At 67.8% G+C, this 18,487-nt stretch carries 23 protein-coding genes; 8 read left to right on the top strand and 15 right to left on the bottom strand.

The window, feature by feature from the left end; translation table 11 throughout:
- Window positions 1–27 precede the first annotated feature (27 nt).
- The gene (locus tag ACLJQ7_RS10720) at window positions 28–1,110 is read left to right on the top strand and encodes a replication-relaxation family protein (RefSeq protein ID WP_410648016.1); all 1,083 of its coding nucleotides are present in this window, start codon (window positions 28–30) and stop codon (window positions 1,108–1,110) included.
- 80 nt (window positions 1,111–1,190) lie between these two features.
- Window positions 1,191–2,168, top strand: a complete 978-nt coding sequence (locus ACLJQ7_RS10715; protein ID WP_410648015.1) for a C40 family peptidase — start codon at window positions 1,191–1,193, stop codon at window positions 2,166–2,168.
- 77 nt (window positions 2,169–2,245) lie between these two features.
- On the opposite strand, the gene ACLJQ7_RS10710 is transcribed toward ACLJQ7_RS10715, so the two are convergent.
- Complete coding sequence (locus ACLJQ7_RS10710) at window positions 2,246–2,743, bottom strand: hypothetical protein (RefSeq protein ID WP_410648014.1); 498 nt, start codon at window positions 2,741–2,743, stop codon at window positions 2,246–2,248.
- Between the two features lie 57 nt (window positions 2,744–2,800).
- Window positions 2,801–3,796, bottom strand: coding sequence for a hypothetical protein (locus tag ACLJQ7_RS10705; protein ID WP_410648012.1), 996 nt, complete (start codon window positions 3,794–3,796; stop codon window positions 2,801–2,803).
- Window positions 3,797–4,652: 856 nt separating this feature from the next.
- On the opposite strand from ACLJQ7_RS10705, the gene ACLJQ7_RS10700 reads away from it, so the two are divergent.
- From ACLJQ7_RS10700 to ACLJQ7_RS10675, 6 genes are all read left to right on the top strand, one after another.
- Window positions 4,653–5,000: a hypothetical protein gene (locus ACLJQ7_RS10700; RefSeq protein WP_410648011.1), complete on the top strand. Its 348-nt coding sequence runs from the start codon at window positions 4,653–4,655 to the stop codon at window positions 4,998–5,000.
- A 59-nt stretch (window positions 5,001–5,059) separates the two neighbouring features.
- Entirely contained in the window at window positions 5,060–5,254 is a 195-nt protein-coding gene (locus ACLJQ7_RS10695; protein WP_410648010.1) for a hypothetical protein, read from the top strand.
- A 504-nt stretch (window positions 5,255–5,758) separates the two neighbouring features.
- Window positions 5,759–5,962: a hypothetical protein gene (locus ACLJQ7_RS10690; RefSeq protein ID WP_410648009.1), complete on the top strand. Its 204-nt coding sequence runs from the start codon at window positions 5,759–5,761 to the stop codon at window positions 5,960–5,962.
- A gap of 190 nt (window positions 5,963–6,152) precedes the next feature.
- Window positions 6,153–6,380, top strand: a complete 228-nt coding sequence (locus ACLJQ7_RS10685; RefSeq protein ID WP_410648008.1) for a hypothetical protein — start codon at window positions 6,153–6,155, stop codon at window positions 6,378–6,380.
- A gap of 120 nt (window positions 6,381–6,500) precedes the next feature.
- A complete protein-coding gene (locus ACLJQ7_RS10680) occupies window positions 6,501–6,989 on the top strand; it encodes a hypothetical protein (protein WP_410648007.1) in 489 nt (162 codons plus the stop codon).
- 715 nt (window positions 6,990–7,704) lie between these two features.
- Window positions 7,705–8,619 carry a hypothetical protein gene (locus ACLJQ7_RS10675; protein WP_410648006.1) on the top strand — a complete coding sequence of 305 codons (915 nt, stop codon included), beginning with the start codon at window positions 7,705–7,707 and terminating at the stop codon, window positions 8,617–8,619.
- Between the two features lie 321 nt (window positions 8,620–8,940).
- Here ACLJQ7_RS10675 and ACLJQ7_RS10670 read toward each other — a convergent pair whose 3' ends face one another.
- The 13 genes from ACLJQ7_RS10670 to ACLJQ7_RS10610 all read right to left on the bottom strand — a co-directional run bounded on the left by ACLJQ7_RS10670 (window position 8,941) and on the right by ACLJQ7_RS10610 (window position 18,416).
- The gene (locus ACLJQ7_RS10670) at window positions 8,941–10,191 is read right to left on the bottom strand and encodes a DNA/RNA helicase domain-containing protein (RefSeq protein WP_410648005.1); all 1,251 of its coding nucleotides are present in this window, start codon (window positions 10,189–10,191) and stop codon (window positions 8,941–8,943) included.
- 286 nt (window positions 10,192–10,477) lie between these two features.
- A complete protein-coding gene (locus ACLJQ7_RS10665) occupies window positions 10,478–10,840 on the bottom strand; it encodes a hypothetical protein (RefSeq protein WP_410648004.1) in 363 nt (120 codons plus the stop codon).
- Window positions 10,837–11,184: a hypothetical protein gene (locus tag ACLJQ7_RS10660; protein WP_410648003.1), complete on the bottom strand. Its 348-nt coding sequence runs from the start codon at window positions 11,182–11,184 to the stop codon at window positions 10,837–10,839. Before ACLJQ7_RS10660 ends, ACLJQ7_RS10665 begins: the two co-directional genes overlap by 4 nt.
- Before the next feature lie 42 nt (window positions 11,185–11,226).
- Window positions 11,227–11,463, bottom strand: coding sequence for a hypothetical protein (locus ACLJQ7_RS10655; RefSeq protein ID WP_410648002.1), 237 nt, complete (start codon window positions 11,461–11,463; stop codon window positions 11,227–11,229).
- Window positions 11,464–11,710: 247 nt separating this feature from the next.
- Window positions 11,711–12,151 (bottom strand): hypothetical protein, encoded by a 441-nt coding sequence (locus ACLJQ7_RS10650; RefSeq protein ID WP_410648001.1) that lies wholly within the window; start codon window positions 12,149–12,151, stop codon window positions 11,711–11,713.
- Between the two features lie 11 nt (window positions 12,152–12,162).
- Window positions 12,163–12,339: a hypothetical protein gene (locus tag ACLJQ7_RS10645; RefSeq protein WP_410648000.1), complete on the bottom strand. Its 177-nt coding sequence runs from the start codon at window positions 12,337–12,339 to the stop codon at window positions 12,163–12,165.
- 104 nt (window positions 12,340–12,443) lie between these two features.
- Window positions 12,444–12,920 (bottom strand): hypothetical protein, encoded by a 477-nt coding sequence (locus ACLJQ7_RS10640; protein ID WP_410647999.1) that lies wholly within the window; start codon window positions 12,918–12,920, stop codon window positions 12,444–12,446.
- Window positions 12,917–13,870, bottom strand: a complete 954-nt coding sequence (locus ACLJQ7_RS10635) for a hypothetical protein (RefSeq protein WP_410647998.1) — start codon at window positions 13,868–13,870, stop codon at window positions 12,917–12,919. The genes ACLJQ7_RS10640 and ACLJQ7_RS10635 overlap by 4 nt, the downstream gene beginning before the upstream one ends.
- Before the next feature lie 8 nt (window positions 13,871–13,878).
- On the bottom strand, window positions 13,879–14,514 hold the full coding sequence (locus tag ACLJQ7_RS10630; protein ID WP_410647997.1) for a hypothetical protein: 636 nt from the start codon (window positions 14,512–14,514) through the stop codon (window positions 13,879–13,881).
- Window positions 14,511–15,062, bottom strand: a complete 552-nt coding sequence (locus ACLJQ7_RS10625) for a hypothetical protein (RefSeq protein WP_410647996.1) — start codon at window positions 15,060–15,062, stop codon at window positions 14,511–14,513. Before ACLJQ7_RS10625 ends, ACLJQ7_RS10630 begins: the two co-directional genes overlap by 4 nt.
- Window positions 15,062–15,316 (bottom strand): hypothetical protein, encoded by a 255-nt coding sequence (locus ACLJQ7_RS10620; protein WP_410647995.1) that lies wholly within the window; start codon window positions 15,314–15,316, stop codon window positions 15,062–15,064. Before ACLJQ7_RS10620 ends, ACLJQ7_RS10625 begins: the two co-directional genes overlap by 1 nt.
- A gap of 89 nt (window positions 15,317–15,405) precedes the next feature.
- Window positions 15,406–17,163: a hypothetical protein gene (locus tag ACLJQ7_RS10615; RefSeq protein ID WP_410647994.1), complete on the bottom strand. Its 1,758-nt coding sequence runs from the start codon at window positions 17,161–17,163 to the stop codon at window positions 15,406–15,408.
- Window positions 17,164–17,216: 53 nt separating this feature from the next.
- Window positions 17,217–18,416 (bottom strand): AAA family ATPase, encoded by a 1,200-nt coding sequence (locus tag ACLJQ7_RS10610; RefSeq protein ID WP_410647993.1) that lies wholly within the window; start codon window positions 18,414–18,416, stop codon window positions 17,217–17,219.
- Between the last annotated feature and the right edge of the window lie 71 nt (window positions 18,417–18,487).

Below are 18,487 nucleotides of genomic sequence, written 5' to 3'. Positions count from 1 at the left end.
GCCTGTTCACAACCACGGGAGTGCCCGTTGATCACGACCACCACCCGCCAGCACACCTTGCGGGATCACCTGCCCGGACCTCAAACCGCCCGAGCCGCCAGTTCCGTTGAGCACCAGGCCATGCTCGCCTCCCGCCTTACCACCCGCGACAAGTGGCTACTCGCTCTGCTGCACGAACACCGGGTCCTGACGAGTTTTCAGATCCAGGACGCCGCCTTCCCGTCTGGCCGCTCGGCACGCCAGCGGGTACGGGATCTCTACCTCTGGCGTGCGGTATCGCGGTTCCAGCCCTTCCAGCAACTCGGCTCCGCACCCATGCACTACGTCCTCGGCCCCGCCGGGGCCGCCGTGCTCGCCGCCGAACACGGCCTCGAGGTCAAAGAACTCGGCTACCGGCACGACCGCGCCATGGCCATCGCCCACAACCAGCGCCTCGCCCACACCGTCGGCGTCAACGACTTCTTCACCTCGCTGATCGCCCGCACCCGCCACAGTGCTGGCGAGGTGGTGGCGGCGTGGTGGTCGGAATCCCGCTGCGCCCGCCACTTCGGCGACCTCGTCATCCCCGACGGCTACGGCCGCTGGCGCACCCGCCACCCCGGCTCCACGCGCGAGGTGGAGTGGTTTCTCGAATACGACACCGGCACCGAGTCCCTCACCAAGGTCGGCCGCAAGCTGGCGGCTTACGCACGGCTGGCCGAGTCCACCGGGATCGCCACCCCGGTCCTGGTGTGGCTGCCCACCACCCGCCGCGAGGCCGGAGCCCGCACAGCCCTGGCCCGCGTGCACGCCGGACTCGACGACCCTCGCGCGGTGCCCGTGGCCACCGCCGCGGCCGACCTGCTCGACCCGGCCGCGCCGCATCCGAGCCCGGCCGAAGCGGTGTGGCTGCCGCTGACCTCAGCACGCCCCGGCCGCGCCGGCCCGCGCTACAACCTCGCCGACCTCGCCGACGCCTGGCCCGGCCTGAAACCACCAGCCGACCCAGGCACCGAGGACAGCGAGGACGAGGCCGGTGACGCCGCGGCGGCCTCGCCGTACCGGCTGCCACCACCGAGTCCGATCCCGCCGCAGGCCACGCCGAACCGGTTCGTACGCGGCAAGCACTAACCCCGGGGGCCCACCCTCCGCCGCACCGGGCCCTCTGACGTTCCGGTGACCACCACCGCGAGAAGGAGCGCAATTCAGCCATGGGAAGCAAACTCGGGGCCGGGATCGCCGCCATGGTCTTCGCCATTCCGCTGCTCATCGGCGCCGGTGTCGCCGGCATCGGCATCGCCCTGTTCGGCGGCAGTGGTGCGGCGAGTTCAATGATCTGCACGCCCGACGGGAGACCGACCGGCGTGGTGCCGGGCCTGACCGCCGAGCAGATGGACAACGCTGGCGTCATCGTCGCGATCGGCAAGCAGATGGGCGTACCCGAGGCGGGCTGGGTGGTCGCGATCGCCGCCGCCATGCAGGAATCCAAGCTCCGCAACCTGCACTACGGCGACCGCGACTCCCTCGGGCTTTTCCAGCAACGCCCCTCGATGGGGTGGGGAACAGCGCAGCAGATCACCACACCGACCTACGCGGCGACCAAGTTCTTCGAACGCCTCACCGCCGCACCGAACTGGCAGACCATGAGCGTCAACGACGCCGCCCAAACCGTGCAGGGCTCCGGCTTCCCCAACGCTTACGCCCAGCACGAAGACACGGCGCGCGCGATCGTTGCTGCTGTGTCCGGCGTGCGCTGCCAGCCCGCGCCCGCGATGGCCGGGACCGGGGACTGCAACAACATCCGGGCGCCGAACGCCGCTGCGATGACCGCGATCAACTTCGCCTGCGGGCAACGCGGGCTGCCGTATATGTGGGGTGGCAACGGCCCGCAGAACGGCGACGCGGGATTCGACTGCTCAGGCCTGACCAAAGCCGCCTACACTGCGGCCGGGATCTCCCTTCCCCGCACCGCGCACACCCAGTACCACGCCGGACCACGAGTGCCCGACGGGTCTCTGCTGCCAGGCGACCTCGTCTTCTACGGCCCGCGCTCGAAAATCAGGCACGTCGGACTCTACATCGGGAACGGGAAAATGCTGAACGCCCCGACCTTCGGCCAGCCCGTGCAGATCGACAACTACCGCTCCCCCGGCGACGATTATGCGGGCGCCACACGACCCGCACGCTAATCAAAGTGTAGCTACCACGGGAACATGGCATGTTCTGCGCCTAAATGACAAGTACGCAGTCTTGACTGTGTTTCACCTTAGCCACTTGAATTCGACGTCGAGGTCACGGGAGGAGGTTGACCAATTCCGACGTATTTGCTTCCGATCCAGTACGGCGCAGTCAGACTGCCGAGCTTTGATCCTTCCGTGCGGATAACGGCGAAGTCACTTGTGTAAGCCGCGTCGTCCGCACGGTGGCCTTCTAGCCTCAGAACGGCAGTGGGGCCACCCTCCTCGTCAAAGTGCGAGAATGCAACCACCTTCGGGCGCTCGAGGCCAGGCTGCTGCCTCGACCGAGCTGCGCCCTCGAGCTGGTTTCGGCAATTCTGCTCAGCTGCGGCCACGACCTGGCACAAGCGGTCATAGTTTTTTTCTTGCGCCAGGTCGATGGCCTGGTTAAGCAGATTTTCAGCCTCCGCGCGCGAGATAGGCGACCGTGAAGGAAGCGGGGCACCGTGGGGCGCGCACGAGGCAACGCCAATCACCGCGAAGCCGACTAGCATCCAGCCGAAAAATGCTGATACTTCTTCCTTCACCTCAACCACCTCAACTTGCCGAGTGCTTCATCTTAGCAAGCAGGCAACACCCGAGTATTACTGGGTATCGTTACACCTGTCTCCGAGACCGGTACCTCGACAAGGAGCCCAAGACATTACAATACGGGGATCGCCCGACACACCTGCACCCTCTGGCGCCGTGAATGAGAAGACCAATTCCGAACCTCGGGTTTTACCCCATGCACGCCCGGCCCACCACGCCTTCAAGTAGACCTGCGGGTTCCATTTATCGATCTTGATCGTATCGCAGGCCGGATAACTCCATTGGCCAGTAATTGGCCCTACTGTAACTCCATAGGCAATTGTCTTGCACTGCCCGACGGGCAGCTCGGAGCGCGGGCTCCAGTCGACCCACCTGGGGTCCGGCGAGGTAATGAGGTTCTGCACCGCACATGCGGTCAAGGTGAATATCTGACGATTCTGCTGAGTGGCACACGTTTGCCACATGCGGAAGATCCAGTTTCCCCGGCCCGCCGTCGGCGGCAACCATCCCAGTTGTGTGCAGGCGTCCTGCCATCCAACTACGGTATCGCCTACCACCCCATCCGGATCCGGATCCACCCAAACAACGCGCCGGAAACACTCGACCGGGAACCAGTTCGGCTCGGCCTGAATTCCCAAAGAGACCCGATCTCTCGACTTTGAGACCTCCGCAGATGACGGCGGAGCGACGTTAAAGCCAAGCACCGAAGCTTCAGATCTCGCACCGTCGCCACCTACCGTTGGCGCCACTTCGGGAACAGGCCCGCCGGAACGGTATGCCGCCGAAACTCCGGATTTCTTCTTTGCGCGAATCGAGACCTCCCCCTTTTGGGAGACCACTTCATAGTCCGCTGGATTTATCTGGATATTATGTCTATCGGCGATGCCGTTTACGAATTCGGCGATCATTTTCTCAGACTGCGATGCCGAGATAGCCTCGCCCGGCTTCCACTCCGAGCTCGAATTCGCGTCCGCTATTGCGACTTGCGGAACGCTAAGTAATGTGGTCGCTGCTACGGCAGCGACCAGCTTCCAATCGGACAAACGCACGGCAGTTGGCCTCCTTTAGTCACTACATCTTGAACGACCAGAAGCAGGACGACCTACTGAAGGCAGACTCGCCCCGACGCGGAAACCTACCGCCACCTTCACCCTCCCCTGGCGAGTGGTTGCACTCCACGTAAATTCAACACAACACGTTAGATACCCAACAGGGGCCAACTGGGTGAATGATCAACTAATGACAGCTTCACAGGCTTGCTCGGTGCAGCTTCAGCGGAGTACAAGTCCGGCATCCGGCCTAACAGGCCTCGCGTAGCACGCCTCCGTAAATAGAGGGCGAATCTTCAGGGCGCCTGCATTCAGGATGTGCGCCTGCGCGAGCGTGGCGTTCGTCACATATCCCTGCCAAGGTGCGATCGTCTTCTGTGCGCTGCCACGTCGCCCGGCCGTCTGTCCCCTTGCTCTTGGTAGCCGCAGCGACGGCTGCAACGGGACTGCGATGACGACTCCCGTCAACGAGTTGCCGCCGGCCGTCGTCGAGCACATGGGCGATGTGCACCTCTCCTTGACTCGGCGCACGACCTGGAGTTCATCACCGGACAATAGCGCTCCATTACTGCCATATGTCTTGCCGCGTATAGGTTTTGTCTAGATCCGCGCGCGATGTCCATCGAATCACCGTGTACGTCCCACACGAGACATCTGACTCGCGCGGACATGAGTGTCGAACATGCAGCGGCCTACAACCAGGTGTGTAAGCCAAGGGAACCCAAACGATCCGGTGACATCGCGACGTGGATAGAGTCAAAACCTATATCCGGCTTGACATCCCGACGTACACGAGCGTCCCTGGACGTGCCATAGCGCGGATCGCGCACCGCATTGTCGAAGGGGTGTGTCTCTTATGGACGAACTACACGCAGCCGTTCCCGGCTGTGCCGCGGTACTTCCGGTGATGCCGGAGGGCGAGGTGTGGGTGGCGATGCCGTACAAACCGGCATTCCCCGGCATCATCCCCGCTGACGAGACACCACCGGGGGTCATAGAGGACCAGACCCGGTTCCCCGTCCTGCACAACCCGGACAACGACGTCGAGGTCGGGTTGCGGTGCCGCCCCACTGTCGCGCGCTGGATCGGGATCCATCTGGAAGCGTTCTACGGCACCGCCAGTACAGCTTCACCTGGCACGGGGACACGCTGGAGATCCACGACGACCCATGGAACGAGTCGGACGAACCCCAGCCGCGTGTGACCCAACCTGGGAACGATGGCCGCTACGAGATCCGGGATCTGTGGTATCCCGTGGCCCCGGTGGCGGTCGATGACTTGTGCCAGCGCCATCCGGACGCGCTGGCAGTGCTGACACGGGACGACGTCCCAGCCCCTGTGCCGCACATGCTGGCGTACTTGACCGACCATCCCGGCGCGTCGTCGAGGATGCGGCAGAACGTCGAGACCGCGCTGGCGAAACTTGCCGCCGAACAAGGTCGGTCACCTCCGTGGTAGCCGTCACGGCGCGTGACATGCCCGAGATCCGGGCACGGATGAGCGAATGGACCCGGGATCCCGGAATGGACGGCGCGGGCAACTGGTTCCGGTTCTTCGTCGGCCCCCGACCTGAGGACACGGCGGGAGAGCCCGCGTTCCCGCCGTTGGACGACGTCGGCGCCACGATCGCGGACACGCTCGGCGCCCAACTTCCCGCCGCCGAACTGTTCTATGTGTCCGCCGACCTGGCCGACATCGCGAGCTACGCCGCGACCACTCTGGTCGATTACCGTCTCCAACCCGAAGACCTGCCCGCCCCCGTGGGACTCATGGTCTACGAACACCCCGCCCGTCGCCCAGACCGCCACCGCACGGCACAACGCGGTCTCCCTTATCTCGTGGGGTCCCGGGCGTGGCGGCTTGTGGGTGCACGGCTGGGGCACCGTCCCCGAGCCACAGCCACTAGCTATCGACATCGGACGCAAACTCGCCCGCGTACCCCGCGACCTTGCCCTCGCCCAGATGCGGAAAGCCGCCGCGCTGAACCTGCCACCACCCACCCAGGACAACAAACCCGCCACCCATAAGGACGCCGTCGACCAAGGCGCCGAACACATCCTGGCCACGTTTCTGCGCAACACCGAACGCGCACCGATTCCGCCGTCGTTCACCCCGCCGCACGGCTACGAATGGTGCGGCCTCACACCCATGTTTTCACGGACATGACGGGCTGGCCGAGCGCGCTGACCGAAGGAACCTCCGCCGATATCGACGTGCAAGTCACCCTGCAGCGCACCATCCTCACCACCTGGCTCCTGATGGGCCAGACCCTCGTGCGTTCCGAACGCACCATCGCGCCCCGCGCCGCCCGCCGCCGCATCGAACGCTACGACCCGCCCTCAACCACGGCGTCCGCATGGTCGACCTCCGGCGCGCCCGCACCACACCCACCGACCGCCCCAGCGACGCCTCCGGCAAAGGCACCCGCGACTACCGCCACAGCTGGATCGTGCGCGGCCACTGGCGCAACCAGTACTACCGCAGCCGAGGCGACCACCGCCCCATCTGGATCGCCGACCACCTCGCCGGACCAGGAGACAAACCACTCATCGGCGGCGAACGCGTCAACGTCCTGCGCCGCTAACCCCGAACAGCCACCGCCCGTTGCCCACACACCCACGTTGGCGCGAGCCGACTACGACTGTCCACAACAGACGACCTGCACCTGCAGGCGACCGAAAACACAAGGAAGGGAACCAGAAACATGACCACCACAGAAGGCACCAGCGCCCCGGCGACCGAATCCGCACCCGCCCCCGTGGCGATCATCGGCGACCTTTACGGCAACACCGTCGAGCTGCCACTTCGGGACATCGCGGCCCGCATCCGCGAAGACCTCATCGCCGTCCAGGACGACGACATGATCCACGCCGACGCGGAATTCACGATCACGGTCGACGAATCCGGCCCGCAAAACCAGATCCACATCACGATCTCGGGCCTGCCCCACAGCGATCACGGCACCGCCGACGCGCCGACCATGGATATCACCCAGGACGTGTTTCGGGTGGCGTTCGCACTGGCTGGCCACTACAACCGGTTCACCAGCAGCCCCTATCAGCTGCGGTACCTCGTGGTCATCCACGCCGTCCACGACAGCGGCACCGTGTATGCCGAAGGCGTCGGCGCCATCGGACTCTGGGGCACGCTGCCCCAGCCCGAACTTGCGAAAGCACCCTCCGACAACAGGTAACAGGTGCCCGAGGCCGACAACAAGCCCACTATGGGGGGCGGCAGTCACGAGCCGTGCTCCGTAGTGGGTTTATGGCGACGGGCCCTTCGCGCGTGGACGGTTTCGACCGCTGCGCGTCATTGCCAGCGATAGTTGTCGCTGGCCAGATCGTCATTGACGGACTTGACTTCGTGCATTGACGGAGGCATCAATGGTGACAACTCCGAGCCCTACCCTGCGCACCGCGAACCTTTGGGAGAGGGCTTCGCGCGGGGAGAGTATCAGCTCAACAAAGAAGGGGAAGGCAATGCCGGGTATGAGCGCCTCTCGTCGTCACCGTGGCGTACGCAAGGTGGATAGTGACCATTTCGATGACGGTCACTACCAGGCCTACGGGTTCAAGCGCGGATACGGCCGCGCCCACAACGGCAAGGGCGGAGGGCGTCTCAGGCGCCGTCTTGTCCGCCGCCGGGAAACCTCGTGTGGCGTCACGACCACAACTAGTGACAGCTTCTTTTGACTAGTTGCCGTTGCCGCATGACACGTCACCGGTTAGTCAACAAACAGCGCTGTCCACATGAGACACATATCTTGTTTGACGGATCGCTTGACAATGGCGCGGTGACGAAGCGTCCATAGACGTGTAGCCCGAACAACCGGATGCGCACCGGCGGGCCACACGGCCCCGGCCGGGGCATGACCATCCCCATTCCATACCTAACGCATGGAGTCCGTCATGTCCCGCAAGAACCACACCACCTCGATCCCTGACGCCACCGACAGCGACCGCCACCTGCATGTCGTGTCCGATGCGCCCGGCACGCAGAACGCGCCCACCACGGAAGACAAAGTGCGGACGGCGCTGACCGCCAATCCCGCCTCCACGACCGCCGCACTGGCGATGGCCGCCGGGGTCGGCCGTTCGACCGCCGCGAAGATCCTGGCCCGCTGGGGGCGCGACGGCACCGCGATCCGGACCGCCGGAGACGGCCCGCGCAATCCCGACACGTGGGCGCTCGCCCCGTCGGACCGTGATGCCACACCCGGCACCGAAGACACGCGACCGGACACCACAGCGAGCGACACCACCGACGGCGCCGAGGCGGCAGCGGAGACCACCTCCGACACCGACGGCGCGACCATCACGGACACCACGGCAGCGCAGGACACCACCACCGGTTCGGACACGGATGACGACGCGGAGTCCCCCGCCACGGACACCACCAACGACAAGGTCGGCCCGGTAACTGCCGCCGACGTCGAGAACGACACCAGCCCGGTGCCCGACACCGCACCGGGGGATCCGGCCGACAGCACGACCGGGACCGAGCCGTCTGCGGCGGAACCGCCTGCGGTCGCCGACACCACCGACACCGCCCGCCCGGACAAGGACCGACTGCCCAAGGGCGGACTGCGAGCCATGGTGGAGGAATACCTGACCGAACACCCGGGCGAGGACTTCGGGCCCGCCAAAATCGGCAAGGACCTCGGCCGTTCGGGCGGCGCGGTCAACAACGCCCTGGAGAAGCTCGTCGCCGACGGGTACGCGCGCAAAACCTGCGAGGCACCGAAGCGGTTCACCATCAACCCGGACAAGACCGACATCCCGAACACGAACAACGACGCCGCCGAGCCCGCGCTGAAAGCCTGACGGCTCGCCCGCCTGGATCCGCGCGCAGGACCGCCACCCCGCCCCAGGGGCAACCGGTCCTGCGCGCGAATCTTCCTGCCTCCGGCGCGTAAGTCGAGACCCAGGTAGTGCCGTGGATCGCCTGCGACACCGGGTGTTAGGCGGCGGTGCCAGCAATGACCTTCGCCGCCCCATTCGGCACGTGGCGGTGACACCTACTACCGCCGCCGTAGGCCGCATCGCGCCCGGCCCTGAACGCGGGGCGGCTGTTCCTTTCGTTGCTCTACAACGTCGATGGGCCGTATATCCCATGGGACTGGTGACAGCGGCGGGACCTGTCGGCTACGTGTCGATCAGGTCGTGCAGCAGGGCGCGGGTTTCGGCATCGGTGGAGTAGAGCACGGTGCCCGCCCTGGCGCGGGTGAGCAGGACGCGGTAGGTGCGGCGCACCCACAGGTCGACGTCGGCCGCTGCCCCGCCGTCGAGGGCGTCGTCGCGGGTGGCGGCGGGATCGGTGACCCACCCATCGTCGCGCCAGAGCAGATCAGGGCCGAGGATGACGCCGCCATAGTCGTACTCGAAGCCTTGCGCGCTGTAGACGCTGCCGACCTGGCCGGCGCCCGCGGGATCGATCGCCCACAACGGCGAGGGCGGCAGCCCGTTGACCGCGCGCTGGCCCTTCACACTCCACGGGCGGCGCCAGTCGCCGATCACGATGTCGTCGACCAGCGGATTTCCTGGCCTCGCCTCGCTGCACGGCCAGCACAGCCCGGCCGTCATTCGAGCGCTCGCGCCGAGGTCGGTTTTCGTGCGCAGCAGCTGCTCCAGCTCACCGGGGCTGTCGGCCACCCGTAGTTCGAACCGCGGCGCGGGTTCCTCGTCCGCGTTCCATGAGGTCGGCAGGCAGGGTGCGCCGTCGAGGCCGAGGAGCCGACGGACCCAGCTGTCGTAACGGACGCTGCGGTGGCGGTGCTGGCTCGTCAGCTCGGTGCTGTGCACGGTCACGCCGCAGGCTTGGGCGGCGGTGGCGAGGTAGTCGCGGGTGCCGAGCTGGCCGGGGCGGATCGCCTGGTCCTCGTCGAGGAGGAACACCACGACGCGGGCGGTCTCGAGTAATTGTGCGGTCTGGGTACGGTCGCTGCGGCGCGAGGCGGGGGTGTAGCGGGTGTTCGAGGTGACCCGGAGCTGGTGCGCGTCGTCGCACACGAGCAGGTCCAGCCTGTCGGGCTCGGTTTCCGTGGCGGTGCCGAAGTACTGGAAGAGCTTCTGGTTCTGGCGGGAGCCGTGTCCGGCGGTCTTGCGCAGCGCGGTGGTGAACGCCTGTGAGCCGGTGGCGTGTCGGGCCCGGTGGCCGGCGCGCAGTGCCTCGCCGAGCAAAGTGAGCGCGAGGGCGCTCTTCCCTGTGCCCGCGGCGCCGGCGATCACCGCTACAGCCTTCGGCCTGTCCTCGTCGGCGAGGCATCGCCGCACGTGGTCGAGGACGGCCTGCTGATCGTCGGCCAAGGTGAACACGTCGGGGTGGAGGAGAGAGCGGGCCGCGAGGTCGAACAGAGTGGGCGTCGCGGAGTGCGAGGGTGATCCGGCGGTCGGCATGACGAGTACGTCCTCCTCGACGCGGCGTTGAACGTTGTGCCAGGGGTCTCAAGACTCGACCTGGCCTGTCTGGAAGCGCCCCCTGGGGGCCCCTTCGGGCGAGCGCCGCGGGGGTCGGATACCGCCCCGGGCACAGTCGCGCTCGGCCGTTGGTGCCTTGCCCGCGCGCTGGCGAAACCGATCACACAGGTTCGCCGGTCTCTCCCACCAGGTCGAGTGCACCTCACCCTCGGATTTCTCCGAGACGGCTGCTGTCCAATTGGGTCGGATCCGGTGGTGAGAGCGTTCATCGCGGCTCTCCTTCGACGGTCGTGTCCCGGTCGGCCGAGGTCTGGTGGTCGGGACGGCTCCAGCGGTGCGCGACCGGATCCCAGGTCGCCGTGGTCATCAGGCGATTGAGGTCGGGCAAGCCAGATCCGTACAGCCAGCCGAACTCGATGCATTCGGCTTCCCCGGGCCACCACCCGGACCACTTGTCCCGAGGGCACCGGCAGGTCTCCAAGTCATGACCGTGGCGCTGCAGCCCGGTGGCCAGACAGCGAGCTACGTCGCACCACTCGTGGTGGACGTGGCCGATCTCGGCATGACAGTCCGGGCAGAACGGCTCCAGCGGCGAAGTGCTCGACGAGAGCCTGGGCGGGGTGGTCATGCTGACCTCCCGGTCGCGTTGTTCTGGGCTTCGATGAACTCATTCCAGTGCCGGGTCTCGGCACTGACGTAGGTGTTGTGCAGGCGCACGTCGGGATTTGCGAGCAGTTCGCGGTGCGCGAGGACCAGGCTGGCCCCGGCAGTGATGGCCTCGGCGAGACGTAGGTGCATGCACGCCCAGTCGAAGCAGCGCCGGTATTCATCCTGGTCGTACGCGCGGCTGCTGAGCGTCGGGTAGATCTCGCGGGCGCGGGTGAACAGGGCCTCGGCGGCTGCGCAGTGCTCGGCGGCGCTGTGCGGCTCTGTGGCGGTGGCCGGATCGGCGGGTGCAGTGTTCGGCGACATGGGATGGCATCTCCTTCACGGTTGCGGCTTGAACGCGGGATGTCAGTGGGCGGTGAGCACCGCGCGGGCGCGCGGATCGGCGAGCATTGGGTGGGTGGTGTTGGCGGCCGTCGTCGGCGATAAGCACGCGTACGCCGAGCGGGGCGGCCCGCCGAGGGGATCGGTCCAGCCGTAGAGGGCGGGCATCGTCGATAAGGCGTGCGCGGTGGCGTCGGCGGCGGGGCCGCCGAAGACCTCGAATCCCAGCTCTGCTGGTGGGCCAGGGCCACGGCCACGCATGGTTGCCGAGGGTCGCCTCGCCGGCCTCGTGGATCTCAGCGGTGTGCAGGAAGAGGGCGGCGAGGGTGATGAACCCTCGCGCGGACGGGCTCGCGTGATCTCGTGGAGCCAGCGGCCGTCCCAGCTGGCTAGGCGGACCGAGCCGAGCCAGTCGGCGTCCGCGCCGCGCCCGAGGTAGAAGTCGTGCGTCGTGCTGCTCATCGGGTGTCACCGCCGATGATGGGCATCTCGGCGGGTTTCTTCCGCATCAGCGGCATCGGCACCGATGGCGGCGCGGCCGGATCACGCAGCCACGCGTACAGGTCCGGCGGGCCGAGGGGTCGTCCCCGCCTTCGGGAAACCAGGGGTCGTGCGAGTCGATGCGGTGCCAGCGGACACCGCCGCCGACGGTGGCGAACACCGCGCTGTCGCCGGGGTCGAAGGTGATGATCCAGCTGCTGTTGTGGCTGGAGTACCACGGCCACGGCCAGCCGAGCTCGCGCCGGTACGCGTGACCGAGCCGTTCGTCCGCCCAGATATCGAAGGTGTCGGCCACGGCCGCGCGGAACGTCGCCTCGTCGGTCGCGGTCACCGCCAGCCGCAAGGGTGGGACGGCGAGGAAGTTCTCGGGATAGCACTCCCCGTGCAGGGAGCCGATCCACTCGGCCGCCTCGCCTCGTCCGAGGTAGAAGTCGGTGGTGCTCGACATCGAGGTCCTCCTTAACGTGACGACGCGATGTGGTTCCGGCACTCTGGCGCCGGGACGCAGGCGTACGGATCGGGTGGCGGGTACGGCGGGGCCCCGTCGTGGCGCAGGGTCTCCCTGTCGCTGTCGGCGACGCGGTCGAGGACGTAGGCGAGCACGATCACCGGGGTCCACGGTCCAGGTAAGACCACGGCCAGCACTGTCCACAAGAGACGCTTCTTCCTGTCCTGCATCAGTTCTCCTCCGATTCGTTTAAGTGGCGCGAAAATGGGGCTGTCTTCCACAGGGTTGGTACTCAGGGCTGCTGCCAGCTGGACACGGGGTCGGTCACGCCGGGAGTACGGAAGGTCGGGAGCCGGAGCGCGGGTGGCGCGCCCGGGTCGCACAGCCACCTCGCGACGTCCGGCGGGCCGCACCGCAACGGCGGGCACGGGTCGTCGGGGTTAAGGCGGTGCCAGCGGTCGCCGCCGCCCGCCGTCATGTGCGCGGCGCCGTCGTAGTGGGTGATGATCCAGTCGTTGCGGTGGCTGGTGTCCCAGTCCCAGGGCCACCCGTTGCGGGGCTCATGTGCCGCGCCGAACTCCTTGACGGCCCAAATCGGCAGCAGGTCTCGCACCGCTTCCCGGTAGGCAGTGGGCTGCCTCGCGGTCAGCGCGGTGCGGCCGTGGGGGTCTTTGAGGAGGTTGTCGGGGTGGCAGACGAACTGCAGGGAACCGAGCCAGGTCGCCGATGGTCCGGTGCCGAGGTAAAAGTCGGTGCGCGTGACCATCACGATGCCTTCTCGCTGGTGGCGGTTGGCTTCGTGAACTGTCCGGTCTGGTGCGGGCATGCCGACGTGTGGCCGACGCCGTACCTCGATTCGGGTGAGCAGGCAACGAGGTGGCTATCGGTCCGCGCACCGAGGAATCGGCCGAGGGACACCAGATCGGTGACGTCCGCCAGTGGCACCTCGCGACCGCAGTCCGGGCACGGCCCCAGGACACGCAGGTCGTCTCCTCTGCCGCTGAATGACGTGAATCGGTAGTCGCTGCCGTCGTCGGTGATGGTCACGCGAAACCAGCGCCACCCGCCGTGCATCCGGTCGGGATCGTCGGTGACCGTCACCGCCGATTGCGCGACCCCGAAGATCTCGGTCACGTCGTGGATCAGCTCGCGGCGACAGGTATCGCGTTCGAAGTCACCTCGGCGGAGGTCGAATTCGGGATCCTGACGGCGGGCCCGGTCGACCGCGTCGCACGCGCGTCCCGCGAGAGTGCTGGCCCCGGTCGCCGGGGTAGCGGACAGCGCGCGGCCGAGGGTGATGTTCTGCCAGTCGTTCTCGGCGTCGTCGATGCTGGGGCGGCCCGCAGGAAGGTACAGGACTCGTCCTCCGTCGAAGGTGTACGAGCTGCCCACGCGAAGGTCCGAACGCCACCACTTGTCCAGCGTCGCGAGTTCGTCATCGCAGCCGGATACCGCCAGTCCGAATCCACTCAGCGTCCACGCCTCGGCCAGGTTGTCCAGCGCGGTCAGGAAATCGGGCTCGGTGGTGGCGGTGAGGAACTCGCGCCCGACGGGAAGCGCCGCGACGGTCTCTGGGTCGGCCACTCTGTCCGGCCATGCGGATCCGAGGTAGCCGTTTAACTCGGCTCTCGGGCCCGTACCGATGAAGACCTCTGCGCGGGAGGAGTCGTAGAAATCACCGGGGCACAAGCGTGAGACGGCAATGGTCATCGAGGTCATTTCTTCTCCTAGGTTTCCGTCGGTGTGGACGGCGCGGTGGTGGCGTCATCGGGACGGAGTGCCTGTGCGAGCGCGGGAATGCGGGCGAGTGCGTCGTCGACAGCCATGGTCAGCGTGATGCTCACGAGGTCGCCGCTGAGGAAGTAGATGCGAGCAGGTTGAGGTGCCTGCGGAAACGCCTTTTCCAGTTGGTCGGCGATCGCGCGCTGAGCTTTGTACAGACGGGTTTGAGCGTGGAGACGTTCGCGTCGGGCGGTCTGGGCACGGTCGAGCCACTGGTGGAAGGCCGGGATCAGCCGCTGGTGAATGTCGGTCGCGATCTCGGCGGCCGGAGCACCGACGGCGAACGTGGCATCGGGAAACGGGTCTCGGCAGTACCAGAGGAAAACGTCGTCAAGTTCTCGCGGCAGGTCCCCCGGAACGAGCCGGTAGTGCCACGCGCCCGGTCCTGGTACCGGCTCGAAGCCGACACGGACCCCGGTGGCCAAGCACACGACGTCGGCGACCTGGTTTCGGCCTCGGCCACGGCCGACCGTCCACTTGCCCGGTAGCGCGGTCGCGACGTCGATCGCGGCGAGGGCCACTCGGTCGTTTTTACTGATGCGTGCGGGTTTGTCAGCCGCCGCGACTGTACTTGTTGTCATGCCAGGGGCTCCTTTCGGTGTCCCGCGCGGAGTTCCGACGCGTTTGCGGAGTAGAGGCAGTGCGGGTGGTGGCCAGGGTCGCCGTGGAATTCGGTGGGCGCGGTGTCGAGACCGTGGTGCTCGGACTCGGGGTCGAGGTACGCGCCGAGGTCGGCGAGGCCGGCGACTCGCGCGATGGGGACCCGCGGTGCCTCGCAGTCCGGGCACGGGCCAAGCAGCAGCCAGGACCACAGCACGGCCCCGGTCACGTCGGGGATGAAGAGCCAAGGGCGGCCGTCGCTGGTGACCTCGATCAAATCTCCCGGGCTGGTACTGGCCTCGGTGCCGTAGTGGCGTTCGGGGTCGTCCCGCACGATCACGGTGTCAACATCGACGCCGAGCGCGGCCGCGATATGGGTGGTGGTGATCGCACGGCGACCCCATGAGGACCGGATCAGGTAGCGGTCGGCGAACCCGTGCGGGGCGATGGCGCGGTGCCGACGGGCGGCGGCGATCGCGCGGTCGGTCAGCGAGGCGGGTGTGCCGCTGTGCGTCTCGTCGGTGGTCATCACGACCACCCCAACGCGTCGGCTACGGGCGCGGGAACATACCCGACCTGGTCGCCCGCACCGAGCCACACCACGGGCTGGTCGGTGTCGGCAGGACTGTCGCCGTCAGCACGGTCCGGGGTGCACGCGACCCGCGCGAGAAGGTGTTCCAGGGGGTAGCCGGGTTGTGTCGCGAGCCGTAGCGGGGCGGCCGGGTCGTATCGGTCGGGGGCGGCGATCAGCTCGCCCACGGTGGCGATGGTGGTGTCGGTCATCGGTAAGTCATCTCCAGGTCTTGGTGTGGGCCCGGGCGGGGCGGAGGTGAGGGGGAGGGTGTCCGCCCCGCCCGGGGTCTGGGGGGTGGTTAGCGTGTGGCGCGTAGCGCGGCGGTGGCGGCTTGCCCGATGGCGCGGGCGGTGGCGGCGGGGTCGGTGAGGGTGTGGTTCGTGACGCCGTCCATCGGCCGAAGCCACGGGCTACCGCCGGGAAGCAGCCACAAGACCGCGCAACCGGTAGCGCGTAGGCGATCGAGGAGCCGCTGGCCCGGGTCGCGGGTCTCGTCTTCGAAGTCGCCGTCGGAGATGACGACCAGGAGCCGGGCGGCGTTCGGGCGGGATAGGTCGAGGGCGCCGTCGAGGGCTTCGATGGCGTCATCGATGACGTGACCGGAGAGGCCTGTGCCGAATTCGGTGATCCGGGCGGGGGTGGCTCCGGGGTGTGTGATCGGGGTGACCAGGCCCGAGCCGAAGGTCACGGTCGCGGTGGTGGCGGGCACGTCGGTGTGGTGGGCGGCGTGGGCGAGAATCCACGCGGCCGAGGCGACGGGTTCCGTGTATTCCTTCATGGAATCGGTGACGTCGCAGGCGATGCCGAGCCGTAGTGGTGGTGCGGGAACGGTTTTGCGGGTGGTGCGGGTGAACGGTTCGGCGGTGGGGATGGCTCCCGCCGCGCGTTGCGCGGCGGCGGTCATCGCACCGCGCACCCGTAGCCGCCCGGGCGGTATCGCGGAGGTGGTCGTGGTGGTGGTGCGGTCACGGACTCCGGCGGTGGTCAGCGCGCGAGCCAAGTGGCGCGCGGCGGTGCGTTCGGCCGTGGTGGGTGGACGGGTGCCCGTGATGTGGGTGGCGTGCGGGCTGGTCCCGCTGCCGAAGGTCTTGTTCGCCACGCGAACCGCGCGGACGCGGGCGGCGTCCTCGGCGGCCCGTGCCTCCATCGCCACCGTGACGGGGTCGGTGGGCGCGGCGTCGGCGGCGGCCGCGCTAGTGATCGCGGCGGCAGCGGCGGTGATCGCTTGCGCCAACGGTGACGGCGCGCCGTTGCCGCTACCGGGTTGCGCGCCCGGGTCGGTGGCGCCGCGTTCGGGCGGCGGCTGGTCGGGGTCGTCGCCGAGTGCTTCGCACCAGCGGCGCCCGAGTTCGATCATGGCGGTGGCGTTGTCGTCGGCGGCACGGTGCGCCGTACGCCAGATAGCCCGCAATTGTGCGAGGGTGTCGTCGCCGAGAATGCCGCGCACGACCCGTTCGACCCGGGCGACTTCCCGACCGTTGAGGACACCGCCGTCCACGCGTGCCAGCAGCAGCGCGGCGGATTGCGCGGCATCCTGTTTGGTCATGGTCGGTGCGGTGGCGGGGTCGTTGGCGCGGGTGTCGGCGAGGATGAGATTCGTGGCGCTTCCGCGCAGCCAGTACCGGTCCTGCGGGCGGCGGCGTAGCTGTGCCGCTTCGATGCGGGACTCTTCCAGCAGGATCGCGGCCGCCGCCGCACCGGGTGGCGCGCCCGGGGGTACACGCCACACCGAGTGTTGCGCGTGGGCGCATTCGTGGGTCAGCAGCCCCCATGCGGTGCGGTAGCGCTTGCGGTCCCCGACCCGGTGCGGCTCGACGGTGGCGGGGTCGACCCCGCTGGGGAGGTGGATTCCGTCGACTTCGATGGCGGCGAGGTCAGGGAAGAAACACGCTGGGGCATCGTGTCCAGCCCCGGGGGCGACGGTGACCACGAGGTCGTCGCGGTCGGCGATGGCGGTGACCTCGTCCCCGAACCGGGCCGACACGGTCAGCCATTCAGGTTTGGCGGGGAACACGGCGGTAGGGGTGGCGGCGGGTGCGGCGATGTGCGCGGTCATCGTGTGTCCTTTCCGGACGGTCGCGGGCGGGCGGAAACCGGTGGGGACCGTGGCTAGAACTGTTCGCCGACGGCGAGCGGGGCGACGTGGGCGCCGAAGACGTTGCGGACCACGTCGGCCACGATGTCTTGGTCTTCTTCCGGCGCGGCGGCGATTAGGTTTCCAGCGGCGGTCATGGGGTCCAGCGCGGCGGCGGTGTCTTTGAACGCCAGCAGTTCCCGCATCTGCGGCGCCCACCCGATCTCGCCCTTTTTCTCCCGTGCGGCGAGGTTTTTCGCCACCCGTACCGCTTTCGGGTCGACCCCGATCCGGGCGGCGAGGTCGTAGTCGGTGGTCACCTGGATCTTGACGCGGAACCGCGACGCCAACGCGGGGCTCAGTACCGCGCCGTGTACCCCGGGGTTGTGCCCGCCCACGACGTAGAAACCGGGTACGGCGTCGACACGTTCCCAGTTGTTGGTCTTGATGGTGATGTGCCCGCGCCCGTCCATGACGGGGTACACCACCGCGAGCACGGGCGCGGGAATCAGGGTGAAGTCGTCGATGAAGAACGCGCGCCCCTCACGCATCGCGGTCACCAGCGGCCCGTGCGCGAACTCGTAGGTTCCGCCCGGGGTGGGCACGTACCCGCCCACGATGTCGTCCACCGTGGTGTCACTGTCGCCCGGCAACGTCACCGCGTCACCGAACGCGGCCTCGACCAGCGACGTCTTGCCAGTCCCCGGGGGCCCGTATAGCAGCGAGGGAATCTTGTTCTGCCGCAACCGCCGCAACACCGTCACATCCGAACTGCCCGCCAGTTTGCGCGGGTGGTAGAGCTGCCCGTTCGGGCGCCGTACCGGCGCGGTCACCAGCGCGGGCACGGTCGCCTTTGTCGGCCCGGGGGCACGTTTCGGTGTCACGGGCGCGGGCGGCGTGGTGGCGTCGGCCGTCGCGGGGTCGGTGGTGCGCGTGCTGATCACGGCGGTCGCGGCAGCGGCGGGAGTGTTGGCGTTCGCGTGGTAGGCACGGGACGGCGGTCCCATGTAGTCCGCTTCCCCGCGCGCTGCCAGGGTTTCCAGGGCGTTGCCCACCGCACCGGATGACCGGTTCAGGAGGCGGGCGGCGGCGCCCGCCGTCAGTCCGGCGTTGGCGGGTTGCTGGGTGAGCAGTTCGGCCACCATGCGGCGGAGTTCGCCGCCGCGCAACCGGTTGGCCGCGCCCGGGGCGGCGGGCGCGGTGCCCGTGGCCGGAGTCGTGGCGTTCGTGGTCATCGTGCTGGTTTCCCTTCACAGCAAATAGGATTCGTCGGTTGTGTGCGACAGGGACCGGGGCGGGTGGGGTG

The sequence above is a fragment of the Amycolatopsis sp. cmx-4-54 genome (assembly GCF_046548895.1).
Taxonomy (GTDB): Bacteria; Actinomycetota; Actinomycetes; order Mycobacteriales; family Pseudonocardiaceae; genus Amycolatopsis.
This window is presented reverse-complemented; position numbering and strand designations above follow the sequence as displayed.